The organism is Haemophilus parainfluenzae (assembly GCF_003252755.1).
GTDB lineage: Bacteria > Pseudomonadota > Gammaproteobacteria > Enterobacterales > Pasteurellaceae > Haemophilus_D > Haemophilus_D parainfluenzae_N.
On the sequence record NZ_QEPT01000007.1, the window covers coordinates 20,671 to 33,853 of the forward strand.

Genomic DNA, 13,183 nt, shown 5'->3' on the forward strand with positions numbered 1-13,183 from the left:
AGCGAATTATGAATCCTTTATTAGATGTAAAAAATCTCTACGTTCGCTTCAAAACACTGGATGGCGTCGTCACCGCAGTGAATGACCTAAACTTCACGCTCAATGCAGGAAGCACGCTGGGAATCGTAGGTGAAAGTGGCTCAGGCAAGTCACAAACTGCCTTTGCTTTAATGGGCTTATTGGCGGCCAATGGTACAGTGGAAGGCTCGGCCATTTTTGAAGGAAAAGAATTGGTTAATTTACCAAAGGCTGAATTAAATAAAATTCGTGCCGAACAAATTTCCATGATTTTCCAAGACCCAATGACATCACTTAATCCTTACATGAAAATCGGTGAACAGCTCATGGAAGTGCTACAGTTGCACAAAGGTTATGATAAACAAACAGCCTTTGCTGAATCGGTGAAAATGCTGGATGCGGTCAAAATGCCAGAAGCTAAAAAACGCATGGGCATGTATCCACACGAGTTTTCAGGTGGTATGCGTCAACGGGTGATGATTGCGATGGCCTTATTATGTCGTCCAAAACTACTGATTGCCGATGAGCCCACCACCGCTTTGGATGTGACCGTTCAAGCGCAAATCATGACCTTGTTAAATGAGTTAAAACGTGAATTTAATACCGCGATTATTATGATCACTCACGATTTAGGTGTGGTAGCGGGTATTTGCGATCAAGTGATGGTGATGTATGCCGGACGAACCATGGAATACGGCACAGCAGAGCAAATTTTCTATCATCCAACCCATCCTTATTCTATTGGCTTAATGGATGCGATTCCTCGCTTAGATGGCAATGAAGAACACTTGGTGACCATTCCAGGCAATCCACCGAATTTATTGCATTTGCCAAAAGGTTGCCCATTCTCACCCCGTTGCCAATTTGCAACAGAACAATGCCAAACTGCACCAAAACTGACCGCATTTAATGAAGGTCAATTACGCAATTGTTGGTTACCCGTGGAGAAATTTACCCTATGACAGTTTCAAATAACAAAGAATTACTCCTTGAAGTCAATCACTTAGGCGTTAGTTTTAAAATTAAAAATGATAAATCCCTTTTCTTCTCCAAACCTCAAACCTTAAAAGCAGTAAAGGATGTTTCCTTTAAGCTTTATGAAGGTGAAACCCTCGGTGTAGTAGGTGAATCCGGTTGCGGTAAATCCACACTTGCACGCGCTATTATCGGTTTAGTCGAAGCGAGTGAAGGGGAAATCTTGTGGCTTGGTAAAAATTTACGAAAACAATCACCGAAACAATGGAAAGAAACGCGTAAAGACATTCAAATGGTTTTCCAAGACCCTCTCGCCTCTCTCAATCCGCGAATGAATATTGGTGAAATTATTGCTGAGCCATTAAAAATTTACCAACCGCACTTAAGCGCTGCTGAAGTGAAAGAAAAAGTACAAGCGATGATGTTGAAAGTCGGGCTTTTACCGAACTTGATTAACCGCTATCCGCATGAGTTTTCTGGTGGTCAATGTCAGCGTATCGGTATTGCTCGCGCCTTAATAATTGAACCGAAAATGATCATTTGCGATGAGCCCGTTTCTGCATTGGATGTGTCCATTCAAGCACAAGTAGTGAATTTATTAAAGTCGCTACAAAAAGAAATGGGGCTTTCCTTAATTTTCATCGCCCATGACTTAGCGGTGGTAAAACACATTTCTGACCGCGTGTTGGTGATGTATTTAGGTAATGCCATGGAATTAGGCAGCGATGAGGAAGTGTATAATAATACCAAACATCCTTATACTAAAGCCTTAATGTCTGCAGTTCCAATTCCCGATCCAAAATTGGAACGCAATAAGTCCATCGAATTACTTGAAGGTGATTTGCCTTCGCCAATTAATCCGCCGTCTGGTTGTGTGTTCCGTACCCGCTGTCTGAAAGCTGATGAAAATTGTGCGAAACAAAAACCACCTTTCACCAGCCAAAACAACAGTCATTTTGTGGCTTGTTTGAAAGTCTTATAAAACAAAAAGTGCGGTCAACATTCACCGCACTTTTTACTTTTACAATTCTAATTTTTCTTCAATTACTTTAGCCAAATCATCTAGCATTGCATAGCGTTTGCGATACATAGAACGTTTCTTACTCGGTACCTCATCAAGATTTCTATCGATCTCTAAAGGTAATTCCCAATAGTCCTTCAACTGTCCATCTGATTCAGCAAAAATCGCATCATAATCTACAACATAATGAGAGCTTTGAATAAAACGCGATTTATTTTGATATTTTTGTGGAATGCCCAATAACGTTTTGAAACCCAACGCTTTCGTCAATGCTTTCATCGTTTCCACCATCAAATAAGCAGGGCGTAAGCCATGACACGTTTTTGTGAGTTGCTTCACCATCTCTTTGGAATCTTCAAAATTGGGCCCCTGCACAACAGAAATAAGCAATGCCTCGCCAAGTTTGGCAAAAGTAAGCAAATACACTAATTCATTACGTGGTTTATGCCATAACTCCAATACCCAATAACCTTCCATCGGTTGGTGCGTGGTCATCGACAATGTCATTTCAAAATCAGGAATTACCTCACCAAAACTTAATGGCGTTTTCCAAATGGGCGTTGAAAGTGCGGTTAATTTTTCAGGCAAAAAAAGTAGATTCTCACAAATGGCTTGAAAACGCTGTTTACTGTTAAAACGTTTATCTAAAAAACGATAAACTAACGGATAGCTATAATCCGCACGTTCATTTAATAATGTGACAAGAAAAGGATGCTGATTGATAAATTGCTCAAAATGAACAATCGATCCTTGATGCAAAAAAAAGCGAAGACGATAACGCAAACGCTTAAGCGCATAAGAGCGACCTGGACGATCTGGATAAACAGCTTCCGCTTTTGTCCAGCGATATTGATTTTCTTGAGATTCCATAGTGAAAATAATTAAAGATGCTTAAATCATGCAAAGTGTGCATTCTCTCATAATTTCAGCAATTTTTCTATTTATGATATGCTAGGGTCAATTGATGAAAGGAACCATTATGTCTGAAATTAAACTGAATTATCATAAAACGCATTTTCTCACGAGTGCTCCCAATATTCGTTCCATTCCAGAAGATACAGGAATTGAAATTGCTTTTGCTGGACGCTCAAATGCAGGAAAATCAACCGCACTTAATGCATTAACCAATCAAAAAAGCTTAGCTAGAACCTCTAAAACACCAGGTCGTACACAGTTGATCAACCTTTTTGAAGTAGAGCCGAATTGTAAACTGGTAGACTTACCTGGCTATGGTTATGCTGCCGTTCCTGAGAAAATGAAAATTGAATGGCAAAAATCCCTCGGGGAATATTTGCAAAAACGCGAATGTTTAGGCGGGCTTGTTGTTTTAATGGATATTCGCCATCCTTTAAAAGATCTCGACCAACAAATGATCGAATGGGCTGTTTCAGCTGACTTACCGGTTATATTACTTTTAACTAAAGCGGATAAGCTCAGTCAAAGTGCGCGTAGTAAACAAGTCAAAATGGTACGTGAAGCTATTTTACCCTTCCAAGGTGATATTCAAGTCGAGGCTTTTTCTGCACAAAATAAAATTGGTATTGATAAATTGGCTGCCAAGTTAGATAGTTGGTTTGCTCCACTTTTCGTGTAGTTTTTTATTAAGAAAAAGTAATTTCTGCGATCAAGATCGCAAAAATAGCACAGAATGTATGCTTTCATTCTGTGCTTTTTTTATATTGCGAAAATCTGATTATTTTTGACCGCACTTTAAGGAATCTGAATGTCTCTTGCCATTGTTTATAGCCGTGCCTCAATGGGTGTACAAGCCCCTCTTGTTACCATTGAGGTACACTTAAGTAACGGAAAGCCTGGATTTACCTTAGTTGGTCTACCTGAAAAAACCGTAAAAGAAGCACAAGATCGTGTCAGAAGTGCATTAATGAATGCCCAGTTCAAATATCCTGCTAAACGCATCACCGTCAACCTTGCACCAGCTGATTTACCCAAAGAAGGGGGGCGATTTGATTTACCCATTGCAATCGGTATTTTAGCCGCATCGGATCAACTTGATGGTAGCCGTTTAAAACAGTTTGAATTTGTTGGCGAGCTCGCATTAACGGGTGAATTACGTGGCGTACATGGCGTGATCCCCGCCATTTTAGCGGCACAAAAAGCAAAACGATCCCCAATTATCGCTTATCAAAATGCCAATGAAGCTTCACTTGTCTCAGAACAAGAGACTTATTTTGCTAAAAATCTTTTAGAAGTTGTGCAATTCTTAAATAATCAAGAAAAATTACCTTTGGCCTCATTACTTGTACAAGAAAGTGCAGTCGGATTTTCAGCTAAAAATCACTTAGATCTGACGGATATTATTGGTCAGCAACATGCCAAACGAGCTCTGACAATTGCAGCCGCAGGCCAGCACAACCTACTCTTTTTAGGTCCTCCCGGTACAGGTAAAACCATGTTAGCAAGTCGTCTCACCGCGTTACTACCTGAAATGACTGATTTAGAAGCCATTGAAACCGCTTCGGTTACAAGCTTAGTGCAAAATGAATTAAATTTTCAGAACTGGAAACAACGCCCATTTCGAGCACCACATCATAGTGCATCTTTGCCAGCCTTAGTAGGTGGAGGAACCATTCCAAAACCAGGCGAAATATCGCTGGCACATAACGGCGTACTTTTTCTTGATGAACTACCTGAGTTTGAGCGTAAAGTACTTGATGCACTTCGACAGCCATTAGAAAGTGGAGAAATTATTATTTCGCGAGCCAATGCTAAAATCCAATTCCCCGCTCGTTTTCAATTAGTTGCTGCGATGAATCCAAGTCCAACAGGGCATTATACCGGAACACATAACCGTACCTCGCCGCAGCAAGTAATACGCTATTTAAACCGACTTTCAGGGCCGTTTTTAGATCGTTTCGATTTATCCATTGAAGTGCCCCTTCTACCACAAGGTAGCTTACAGAATACAGGGGATAGAGGTGAGACAAGCCAACAAGTACGAGAAAAAGTGTTAAAAGTGAGGGAGATTCAACTTGCTCGAGCCGGTAAAATCAATGCGTATCTTTCAAGCAAAGAAATTGAACGGGACTGTAAATTACAAGATAAAGATGCATTATTCCTTGAGAATGCACTGAATAAGCTAGGGCTTTCAGTAAGAGCCTATCATCGGATTTTAAAAGTCTCACGCACAATTGCTGATTTAAATGACGAAAAAGAAATACAACAACCCCATTTATCTGAGGCGCTAGGATATCGGGCGATGGATCGATTGTTACAGAAATTATCTGCCGCTTAAAAAATAAAAGGGTGAATAATCGCCCTTTTTTATCTTCTATTCTTAATAATAAGAATGTTCACCACGTTGGTGTTCTGTTACGTCTCTTGCACCTTTTAATTCATTCGGGAAGAGCGAAACTAACTGTTTCTCCACCCCGTCTTTTAAGGTGACATCAACCATTGAACAACCATTACAGCCACCACCGAATTGTAGAACAGCATAACCGTCATCGGTAATTTCAATTAACGTGATTTTACCGCCATGGCTGGCTAATTGTGGGTTGATTTGTGTTTGGATCACGTACTCTACGCGCTCAATTAAAGGTGCATCATCTGCAACTTTACGCATTTTTGCGTTAGGTGCTTTTAAAGTCAGTTGAGCACCAAGCTCTTCTGTTACATAATCAATTTCCGCGTCTTCTAAAAACGGTAAACTGATTTCATCTACAAATGCTGAAAAAGTATCGTATTTCATTTCGGTATCAGTCGCTTCAACTGAATTTGGCGGGCAATAGGACACGCCACATTCTGCTCCTGGCGTACCCGGATTCACGACAAAAATACGAATATTTGTACCTTCTTCTTGTGTATCTAAAAGTTTCCGAAAATGTGCTTGTGCAGCATCTGAAATAAAAATTTGTTCCATAAATAAAGTCCTAATACTTGATGCAATATATCAAGAATGATACTCCTATACGGCAATTTTTTCTACATTTATTCCTATTTTTATAGATATAGATGAATCCTATCTTTAACAGAATTTAAGCTCTTGCTAAACCCCATACCTGAATTTCTTTTACACCTAATTTTCGAAGCTGTTTGGCTATCTCTGCCAACGTTGAGCCGGTTGTAATCACATCATCCACCAAAGCAACGCGTTCATAAGGAAAGGGCTTTTTGGTATTCACTGCAAAAGCATTTTTAAGATTGTGTCGTCGATCTTTCGCCGTTAAACCTCGCTGAGTATGAGTATATTTAATCCGTTTCACCACATGATTACAGTTAGACACATCACACCAACGACTTAACCAATTAGCCAATAAATCAGCCTGATTATAACCCCGTTGCCACTGTCGAAAATGATATAGCGGTACGGGGATAATCGCCTGTGGCAGAGAGAGTCCATGTGTTCGTCTCGCCTCTCGCACCGCAAGATAAAGCAAACGCGATAAACTCCGATCTAACCAAAACTGTTTTTGGAATTTAAAACGATGAATAAGTGAAGAAAGCGGTTCAAGGTAATGTCCAATTATCACAATACGATCCCAAGCGGGTTCATTTCTCAAACAATGACCACAGCCCATTGCATAATGCTGCAAGGGTGAACCACATCGCCCACAATAAGGGAAAGTTTTAATTTGCTTCTGACATCGACTGCACAATCCATTTCGACCAAGATGAATAGATCGCTTGCAATGCACACAGCTAAACTGAAAAAAATGGGAAAACATAAGAGAAATTGACCGCACTTTATTTTTTCGCTTTTTCAACTTGCTTAAAATGCTTTTCTTTTTTGGCCATTTCCATTCTTTCACCTTGTTTCAAAATATGAGGGGTCACAAAAATCACGAGCTCTCGCTTTTGATGACGTTCACTTTCCTTACTAAATAAGCGTTTAATACCTGGAATATCACCCAATAACGGTACTTTATCGACACCTTTCGTGATCGTATCGTGGAATACACCACCCAATACAATCGTTTCGCCATCTTTGGCAAACACTTGCGTATTAATTTCTTGTTTATCAATGGATACGACTTCATTTTGCCCATAAGCCACGCGATTCCCTGGGGAATTTTGACTCACTAATAAATCTAATAAAATATTATTATCCTTAGAAATATGCGGCGTAACTTCCAATCCTAAGACAGCCTCGCGAAACTCTACTGATTGCGTATCATTTTTCCCATTCGTCACCACATAAGGAATTTCTGTCCCTTGTTTGATGCTTGCACTTTTCTTGTTGGTCGTAAGTAAGCGAGGGCTTGCAATAATTTCTACGTTATTTTCACGTTCAAGTGCGGTTAATTCTAAGTCTAATAATCGGCCATTAATTTTAGCGACTTGAAGTGCTAATGAGCCAGCTGGCGTGACCGTTGTCGCAAAATTCACATTTAAATTATTACTGATATTACTAAAACCATTCGCATCTAGACTGCCACTCACTCGATGGGCAGCCTCAGTAGGATTAAAAATGCCCCAACGTACACCTAACTCTTTCAGGCTTTCATCAGTAATCGTCACAATACGTGCTTCAATGACAATTTGTTCAATGGGTTTATCCAGTTCTGCAATTAATTTTTTGATATTTTTGACAGAACGTGCATCATCCTGAATCAGTAATACATTGCTTCGATCATCAAATGTAATTGTGCCACTAGGTGAAAGCAAAGAACCGCTCCCTGTTGTTAACGATTTCATCACATCAGAAGCTTTGGCAAAATGCAATTTAACCGTTGTACTCACAAGTGGCATTTCACTAGATAAACTTTCCCCGCTAATCGCCATAGGTTCTGTTATTTTCTCTGCATATTGTTCATGTTGAGAAGGCTTACCCAAATAATAAATATCATTTTCTTGATAAAAAGAGAGCCCTTTGCTCTTAGCCACGGAACGCAATAAACGATCAAAATCTACGTTATCTAATTGTAATGAAAGTGTTCCTTCTAACTCATCATCAATCATTAAATTGGCATTTTGCTCAAGGGCAAGTTGTTGGAGTGTCGCTACTATGGGAGCTTGTTTTAAGCGAAGTGAAAATACTCGATTTTCTGCCACTGAGTAAGTTGTCCATAGGATCAGAAAACACATTAAAAACTGACCAAACTTTGTTTTTATTTTCTGCTTTATCATTTTAAAATCTCATTATGATTGAGTTCGTTTGCTCACATTGTCCAGCTTTATAACCTTGAAGCGTTACGCTGTTTTTACTCACTTTTTCGATTAAATAGCCTTCCTTTCCAATCCGCTGCCCCACTTGAGCAGAAAGAATATGCCCATCATCATTAAAGAACACTTCTGCCTGTTTACCGTATTGCACGACACCCACAATATGTAGCTGAGCCAATGGGCGTTCCTCCGCCAGTCTCGGCTCCGAATATACGCAAGTCGACACCGGCGGTAGGGTGAGCCCCTCTTTTGGATATTCGGTTTGTTCTCTTTGTTTACGATCAAAAGGATCTTGCGAAAATACGGATACAGAAAAAGTCGCTATCAAGATTAAAAAGAGCTTTTTCATTACTTGTCCTTATTCAATTGGAAAATTAACTCACATGTAATAGAAGCATTTTCCTCTTCATCTAATTTCTCAATGTTTAATTGAGTTAACGAAAGTTTAGGAATGTCCCTTAAAAGTGCGGTCAAAAATTGCTGTAAATCGGCAAAATAGCCTTGTAATGACAAATGTAACAACGTATGTTGAGAAAAATCCCAACGTAAATCCAACGCTTGAAGTCGACCATTTAACAATGCCTGAACATGCTGATTGATTGGCAACACAGAATTAGCCAATTCTGGAGAAAGTTGTCGGCTGTCTGACTTTTGCCTTAAAGTTTGTAAAATCTTTTCCTGTTTCTCCCACTCTTGTTGTTGCAAACTCAATTCTGCGTCAAGTCGATGTCGTTCATTGCTATTTTCAACGTAACGAAAAACAGGTAAAAAAATGACCGCACTTAGTGCACTCAACCAAAAGATAGCATGCACCATTTGAGATAATCGAAGCCATTTCCCCAACCAACCTTGTGCAGTTTTTTGAACAATCTCATCGATAAGATTCTTCATTGCTCAGACTCCAATAACTGAATATCAAATTGAAAGAATAACTGTTGTTGCACTGGTTGAAACTTGGTCAAATTAACCTCTGTAAAATGATGTTTAAGAAATTGATGTATCGCTTCAAATTCTTGTTGATTTTCCGTCATGCCAGAAAGGGCAACTTGCTTCGCATTGAGCGTAAATACATCTAACTCACCTTGTTGTAATGGTAACTCACTTAATAAGTTAAGCATCCGATACACATATTCTGTATCCATTTCTGTCAGCTCATTCATTTCTTTCAGGTTACTTTGTAGTTGCTGAACTTGAATGCGTTTCTTATGGACTTGATTGGTGATTTGTGCGAGTTTTTCTTTTGTCTGATTTAGCGCATACACTTGTTGTTCATTAAGATGACTCAAGCCAACAAAAATCAAAACTGAGCAAGCTATCCAAATTAAACCTTGCCACATAAAGCGCCGAACGGCCTTTTGATGTTGTTCTAAGCGCCAAGGCAATAAATTAAGGCTTAACATCACCACTCTCCCGATTAACTGAAGACAAAAGTGCAGGTGTTTTTGAGGATAAATCCACTAGCTTTAAATCGGTTTGCCACAGTGCATTACCTAAAGCGATGACAGGTAAATCTGTTTCGATGCGTTGCCAATTCTGAGGCAGTGATTCTATCGTGCGTGAATTCAATATATCTGGCGTTTGATACACATAAACCTGTTCTATCTTTTCAGGAAAACGCTGGATAAATTGTTGATAAAGTTCAGATAAATCATGTTGAGATTGCAAAACTTGTCGTTGTTGTAAGCGTTCACAAACGGCGAGACAACCTTGTTGATCTTGATATAAAAATAAAGTGTTAATCGGCTCTTGCCCTAAAATGACATAAAATGCGCGTAAAATACTGTGATTCAGTAAATCAAGTACGGTCAATTTTAGCGGCAAATATTTTGCTAATTCCGCTTTAGCGCTTTCTTGTCGAATCACCGTGATATCCAAACGAAAACCTTGTTTTAATGGCGTGGTAAGATAATCAAACCATAATTCATCCAAAGGAATCGGTAATTCTTTTTGCAAAATAAAACGACATTGTTGTTCACATTCCTGGGCATTGAGTGTTTGTGGTAGAATGAGCGTTTTAGACCAAGTTAAGTGGGGAGAAATTGCGCCAACAAAACAGCATTGACTGCTTTTTTGTGGCAAATGAGGCAATAACTGGGAGAAAATATCTTTTTGTTGCGTATTTAAGCAAATTGATTGAACTTTGTGGAATTCATCTAGCCAAACAAAACAGAGGTTATCTTGTTGTTTACTCACACCAATTTGTTGTTTTTGCTGCTTTCTATTGGCAATTCCCATATTCTTTCCTATTCTTTAAGGGATTAATCTTTTATACTTAGCAGCCAAAATCATAATTTTGATTTTTTGAATATTCATTAAACCAGAGAGAATTTTACGATGCGGATCGCAAAATTAATATTAAGTACCCTATTTACAATATGTATACTGGGATTAGTTGCCGGTGGTGTACTGTATTTTCACTTAAAATCCTCCTTACCATCGGTAGAAAGTCTAAAAACCGTTGAGTTGCAACAACCGATGCAAATCTATACGGCTGATGGCAAATTAATCGGTGAAGTCGGCGAACAACGCCGTATTCCTGTGAAATTAGAAAACGTCCCTCAGCGTCTGCAAGATGCCTTCTTAGCAACGGAAGATAGCCGTTTTTATGACCATCACGGTTTAGACCCGGTCGGTATTGCTCGTGCGATTTTTGTTGCAGTCAACAATGGTGGTGCCTCTCAAGGGGCAAGTACCATTACACAACAGCTTGCGCGTAACTTCTTTTTAACCCCAGAAAAAACCATTATTCGCAAAGCCCGCGAAGCGGTATTAGCCATTGAAATTGAAAATGCCTTAAGCAAACAAGAAATTTTAGAACTTTATTTGAATAAAATTTTCCTAGGGTATCGTTCTTACGGCGTCGCAGCCGCCGCTCAAACCTACTTTGGTAAAAACTTAGATGAGTTAACGCTTTCTGAAATGGCCGTCATCGCAGGCTTACCAAAAGCACCTTCTACAATGAATCCACTGTATTCACCGAAACGTGCTGAAGAACGTCGAAACGTTGTACTAAGCCGAATGCTTGATGAAAACAAAATCACCAAAGCGGAATATGATGCAGCCATTAAAGAGCCAATCGTCGCAAGTTATCATGGAGCCAAATTTGAATTCCGTGCAGACTATGTGACTGAAATGGTTCGTCAAGAAATGGTGAAACGTTTTGGTGAGGAAGAGGCTTATACCAAAGGCTATAAAGTCTTCACGACAGTGCTTTCAAAAGATCAAGCGGAAGCACAAAAAGCCGTACGTAATAACTTGATCGATTATGATATGCGTCATGGCTGGCGTGGCGGTGCACCACTTTGGAAAAAAGGTGAAGCCCCATGGGATAATGAACTCATTGTTGCTTTCTTGAAAAAATTACCTGATTCAGAACCATTCATTCCAGCAGCAGTAACCGCATTGGGTAAAAATGGGGCAGAATTGCTCTTAGCGAATAATGAAACGATGACGCTTTCTTCTAACGCAATGCGTTGGGCTGGTAAATCACCGGTTAAAGTAGGCGAACAAATTTGGATTCGCAAACGTGATAACGGTGAATGGATTTTAGGTCAAATTCCGGCAGCTAACTCTGCATTAGTTTCATTAAACTCTGATAATGGAGCCATTGAAGCCATGGTGGGGGGGTTCAGTTACGAACAAAGTAAATTTAACCGTGCAACGCAATCTTTAGTGCAAGTAGGTTCTTCGATTAAACCATTTATCTATGCCGCTGCATTAGAAAAAGGTTTAACGCTTTCAAGCGTATTGCAAGATAGTCCTATCTCTATTCAAAAACCAGGACAACCTCTGTGGCAACCGAAAAACTCACCTGATCGTTATGATGGTCCAATGCGTTTACGTGTAGGTTTAGGTCAATCTAAAAATATGATTGCTATCCGAGCATTACAAACTGCCGGCATTGATTTCACTGCTGATTTCTTACAACGTTTTGGATTCAAACGCGATCAATATTTTGCCAGTGAGGCGCTTGCATTAGGTGCTGCCTCTTTTACACCGCTTGAAATGGCTCGTGCTTATGCAGTATTTGATAATGGTGGTTTCTTAATTGATCCTTATCTTATCGAAAAAATTCAAGATAGTACCGGTAAAGATTTATTTATTGCGAACCCGAAAATTGCTTGTATCACCTGTAATGATATTCCTGTAATTTATGGTGAAACAAAGGATAAAATCGATGGTTTCAAAGATGTCGCAGAAGTAGCTAATCCAGATAATCTAAAATTAGCACAAGGTAATAACAACACAGATACAGAAGAAGGTGATCAGCAACCAGAAAATGTACCAGATTTACCAGAAGTTCAAACATCAGCATTAAATGATGGATCTGTTGATTTGATGGCTGATGCGAAAGACAGTACCGCAAAGCAGGAATATGCGCCTCGCGTTATTAGTGGAGAATTAGCCTTCTTAATTCGTAGTGCATTAAATACTGCAATTTATGGTGAACAAGGTCTTGGTTGGAAAGGTACCAGCTGGCGTATTGCTCAAAGTATTAAGCGTAGCGATATTGGTGGTAAAACCGGTACCACCAATAGCGCGAAAGTTGCTTGGTATGCAGGTTTTGGTGCAAATTTAGTCACCACTACCTATGTCGGCTTCGATGATAACAAACGCGTATTAGGTAAAGGGGAAGCAGGTGCAAAAACAGCAATGCCTGCTTGGGTAGCTTATATGAAAGCCGCACTTTCTGATATACCTGAGCGTCAACTTGCACTTCCACCAAACATTATGGAAAAAACCATTGATAGTAACTCTGGTTTACTGTCTGAAGGTGGTGGGCGTAAAGAATACTTCATCGTTGGTACCGAACCTAAACGTACTTATATTGCGGAAATGCAAGAACGTGGATATTATGTTCCACCAGAGTTACAACAACGTTTAAATGGCGGAACTGGAAAAACCAAAGATGCAATTCCTGCAACGCAACCAGAAGAATTATTCTAGTGCTGGTTTAAATAATAAAAAATATAGTTAATTTTAAATGCCTTTCCGATCTAAATTTGTGAAAGGCATTCTTTTATCCAAAATATTTTCCATGTTAGT

General features: G+C 39.5%; 13 protein-coding genes. 5 read left to right on the forward strand and 8 right to left on the reverse strand.

Annotated elements, in window-relative coordinates; translation table 11 throughout:
- The first annotated feature begins 8 nt into the window (after nt 1-8).
- Nucleotides 9-980 carry an ABC transporter ATP-binding protein gene (locus DPV95_RS08465; RefSeq protein WP_111406942.1) on the forward strand — a complete coding sequence of 324 codons (972 nt, stop codon included), beginning with the start codon at nt 9-11 and terminating at the stop codon, nt 978-980.
- The gene (oppF, locus tag DPV95_RS08470; RefSeq protein WP_111406943.1) at nt 977-1,975 is read left to right on the forward strand and encodes a murein tripeptide/oligopeptide ABC transporter ATP binding protein OppF; all 999 of its coding nucleotides are present in this window, start codon (nt 977-979) and stop codon (nt 1,973-1,975) included. Before DPV95_RS08465 ends, oppF begins: the two co-directional genes overlap by 4 nt.
- A gap of 39 nt (nt 1,976-2,014) precedes the next feature.
- Here oppF and DPV95_RS08475 read toward each other — a convergent pair whose 3' ends face one another.
- Nucleotides 2,015-2,884 carry a VirK/YbjX family protein gene (locus tag DPV95_RS08475; protein ID WP_111406944.1) on the reverse strand — a complete coding sequence of 290 codons (870 nt, stop codon included), beginning with the start codon at nt 2,882-2,884 and terminating at the stop codon, nt 2,015-2,017.
- A 109-nt stretch (nt 2,885-2,993) separates the two neighbouring features.
- On the opposite strand from DPV95_RS08475, the gene yihA reads away from it, so the two are divergent.
- On the forward strand, nt 2,994-3,608 hold the full coding sequence (yihA, locus tag DPV95_RS08480) for a ribosome biogenesis GTP-binding protein YihA/YsxC (RefSeq protein WP_049367560.1): 615 nt from the start codon (nt 2,994-2,996) through the stop codon (nt 3,606-3,608).
- Between the two features lie 129 nt (nt 3,609-3,737).
- Nucleotides 3,738-5,267 carry a YifB family Mg chelatase-like AAA ATPase gene (locus DPV95_RS08485; RefSeq protein WP_049367561.1) on the forward strand — a complete coding sequence of 510 codons (1,530 nt, stop codon included), beginning with the start codon at nt 3,738-3,740 and terminating at the stop codon, nt 5,265-5,267.
- Between the two features lie 42 nt (nt 5,268-5,309).
- Here DPV95_RS08485 and nfuA read toward each other — a convergent pair whose 3' ends face one another.
- From nfuA to DPV95_RS08520, 7 genes are all read right to left on the reverse strand, one after another.
- Nucleotides 5,310-5,894, reverse strand: coding sequence for a Fe-S biogenesis protein NfuA (nfuA, locus tag DPV95_RS08490; RefSeq protein WP_005694707.1), 585 nt, complete (start codon nt 5,892-5,894; stop codon nt 5,310-5,312).
- A gap of 115 nt (nt 5,895-6,009) precedes the next feature.
- Nucleotides 6,010-6,699: a ComF family protein gene (locus DPV95_RS08495; protein ID WP_049367616.1), complete on the reverse strand. Its 690-nt coding sequence runs from the start codon at nt 6,697-6,699 to the stop codon at nt 6,010-6,012.
- A gap of 19 nt (nt 6,700-6,718) precedes the next feature.
- Nucleotides 6,719-8,101, reverse strand: a complete 1,383-nt coding sequence (gene pilQ, locus DPV95_RS08500; protein WP_111406945.1) for a type IV pilus secretin PilQ — start codon at nt 8,099-8,101, stop codon at nt 6,719-6,721.
- A 1-nt stretch (nt 8,102) separates the two neighbouring features.
- A complete protein-coding gene (locus tag DPV95_RS08505) occupies nt 8,103-8,486 on the reverse strand; it encodes a pilus assembly protein PilP (protein ID WP_111406946.1) in 384 nt (127 codons plus the stop codon).
- Nucleotides 8,486-9,028 carry a competence protein ComC gene (locus DPV95_RS08510; RefSeq protein WP_111406947.1) on the reverse strand — a complete coding sequence of 181 codons (543 nt, stop codon included), beginning with the start codon at nt 9,026-9,028 and terminating at the stop codon, nt 8,486-8,488. Before DPV95_RS08510 ends, DPV95_RS08505 begins: the two co-directional genes overlap by 1 nt.
- Complete coding sequence (locus tag DPV95_RS08515) at nt 9,025-9,537, reverse strand: PilN family protein (RefSeq protein ID WP_111406948.1); 513 nt, start codon at nt 9,535-9,537, stop codon at nt 9,025-9,027. The genes DPV95_RS08510 and DPV95_RS08515 overlap by 4 nt, the downstream gene beginning before the upstream one ends.
- Nucleotides 9,524-10,372 carry a type IV pilus biogenesis protein PilM gene (locus tag DPV95_RS08520; protein ID WP_111406949.1) on the reverse strand — a complete coding sequence of 283 codons (849 nt, stop codon included), beginning with the start codon at nt 10,370-10,372 and terminating at the stop codon, nt 9,524-9,526. Before DPV95_RS08520 ends, DPV95_RS08515 begins: the two co-directional genes overlap by 14 nt.
- A gap of 99 nt (nt 10,373-10,471) precedes the next feature.
- Here DPV95_RS08520 and DPV95_RS08525 point away from each other — a divergent pair, with 99 nt between their 5' ends.
- Nucleotides 10,472-13,084, forward strand: a complete 2,613-nt coding sequence (locus DPV95_RS08525) for a penicillin-binding protein 1A (protein WP_111406950.1) — start codon at nt 10,472-10,474, stop codon at nt 13,082-13,084.
- The last annotated feature ends 99 nt before the right edge of the window (nt 13,085-13,183 follow it).

What these genes read in the sequence shown, in the direction of transcription:
- DPV95_RS08465 (WP_111406942.1), top strand. Translation starts at nt 9, where the DNA reads ATGAATCCTTTATTAGATGTAAAAAATCTCTACGTTCGCTTCAAAACA.
- oppF (WP_111406943.1), top strand. Translation starts at nt 977, where the DNA reads ATGACAGTTTCAAATAACAAAGAATTACTCCTTGAAGTCAATCACTTA.
- DPV95_RS08475 (WP_111406944.1), bottom strand. Translation starts at nt 2,884, where the DNA reads ATGGAATCTCAAGAAAATCAATATCGCTGGACAAAAGCGGAAGCTGTT.
- yihA (WP_049367560.1), top strand. Translation starts at nt 2,994, where the DNA reads ATGTCTGAAATTAAACTGAATTATCATAAAACGCATTTTCTCACGAGT.
- DPV95_RS08485 (WP_049367561.1), top strand. Translation starts at nt 3,738, where the DNA reads ATGTCTCTTGCCATTGTTTATAGCCGTGCCTCAATGGGTGTACAAGCC.
- nfuA (WP_005694707.1), bottom strand. Translation starts at nt 5,894, where the DNA reads ATGGAACAAATTTTTATTTCAGATGCTGCACAAGCACATTTTCGGAAA.
- DPV95_RS08495 (WP_049367616.1), bottom strand. Translation starts at nt 6,699, where the DNA reads ATGTTTTCCCATTTTTTTCAGTTTAGCTGTGTGCATTGCAAGCGATCT.
- pilQ (WP_111406945.1), bottom strand. Translation starts at nt 8,101, where the DNA reads ATGATAAAGCAGAAAATAAAAACAAAGTTTGGTCAGTTTTTAATGTGT.
- DPV95_RS08505 (WP_111406946.1), bottom strand. Translation starts at nt 8,486, where the DNA reads ATGAAAAAGCTCTTTTTAATCTTGATAGCGACTTTTTCTGTATCCGTA.
- DPV95_RS08510 (WP_111406947.1), bottom strand. Translation starts at nt 9,028, where the DNA reads ATGAAGAATCTTATCGATGAGATTGTTCAAAAAACTGCACAAGGTTGG.
- DPV95_RS08515 (WP_111406948.1), bottom strand. Translation starts at nt 9,537, where the DNA reads ATGTTAAGCCTTAATTTATTGCCTTGGCGCTTAGAACAACATCAAAAG.
- DPV95_RS08520 (WP_111406949.1), bottom strand. Translation starts at nt 10,372, where the DNA reads ATGGGAATTGCCAATAGAAAGCAGCAAAAACAACAAATTGGTGTGAGT.
- DPV95_RS08525 (WP_111406950.1), top strand. Translation starts at nt 10,472, where the DNA reads ATGCGGATCGCAAAATTAATATTAAGTACCCTATTTACAATATGTATA.